General features: G+C 39.0%; 2 protein-coding genes. Both read left to right on the top strand.

What is annotated here, in order from left to right; translation table 11 throughout:
* Positions 1-174 precede the first annotated feature (174 nt).
* Entirely contained in the window at positions 175-513 is a 339-nt protein-coding gene (locus tag CBG25_RS05315) for a transcriptional antiterminator (RefSeq protein ID WP_032115691.1), read from the top strand.
* A gap of 20 nt (positions 514-533) precedes the next feature.
* Positions 534-893, top strand: a 360-nt coding sequence (locus tag CBG25_RS05310; protein WP_290605078.1) for an SFCGS family glycine-rich protein, incomplete at its 3' end; no start/stop codon positions are given.

Raw genomic sequence — 893 nt, 5'->3', positions numbered from 1 at the left:
AAATTTCCAGTTTGATTAAAATTAATTCGCTATTTTTGTCTTTATTTTTCCAGATATGTGCCAGTTTAAAGTGGAAATGTTTCCTCTCCAAAACCATACTGGAAAGAACTAAAGTTATTAACAATAGCAAAAGACCAGTTTTATATTAATTTCCAAATGGGATAGCGAAAGTTTATGAGTCAATCCTCAATTGTTTTTAATGTCGCAAAAGATAACCTGGATGTAGAGACAGTCACCAATAAATTAATTTCTATTATTGATGGCTGGCTAAAAGCTGAAGGGGCCCATACAACTGATGTTCAACAACAAATGCTACGTTCTCACGTTAAAGCAATGGTAGAAAGAGCCAAAACAGGTGAGTCTTTACCTGAAGTGGATGTCTCACTATTTGAGGAAATATCCCCTGAATCAATTGCCTTGGCCGAGAAGGTTGTTAATACCTTGCCCGGTTTAGCTTACGAAGAGGCTTATCTGCTGTCAGTTCATTTTGAAGTAGCACGTTCTAACTCATAAAGATAATAGGAGAATTAAATATGAAACAGATCCATGTCGTTATTGGTGACCGTTTAGGCAAAGGACAAAAAGTAGCTACCGGTGTTGAAACTGCCGGTGGTAAAGCAACCGTCATTCCCGGTGTTGCTGCTGATATGAAGTTAGGCGACGTAATGAAAGAGCATAATGCAGACTTAGGGATCTCATTTTGTGGTAGTGGCGGTGCCGGTGCCATTACTGCACAGACTAAGTATGGTTATAAAGCACGTTATGGGATGCGTTCTATTGAAGAAGGCGAAACAGCGATTGCAGATGGCTGTATTGTTCTCGGATTTGGTTTTATGGACAAAGAGGAGTTGGGCGAACGTTTAGTTAAAGCATTCAATAAGAAACATGGCAAT

Source organism: Arsenophonus sp. ENCA (genome assembly GCF_002287155.1).
Classification (GTDB): domain Bacteria; phylum Pseudomonadota; class Gammaproteobacteria; order Enterobacterales; family Enterobacteriaceae; genus Arsenophonus; species Arsenophonus nilaparvatae.
The sequence above is the reverse complement of the archived record's forward strand: the minus strand, read 5'-3'. Positions and strand labels throughout refer to the sequence as shown.

Excerpts from the sequence above, each read along its gene's own strand:
- CBG25_RS05315 (WP_032115691.1), top strand. The coding sequence starts at position 175 with ATGAGTCAATCCTCAATTGTTTTTAATGTCGCAAAAGATAACCTGGAT.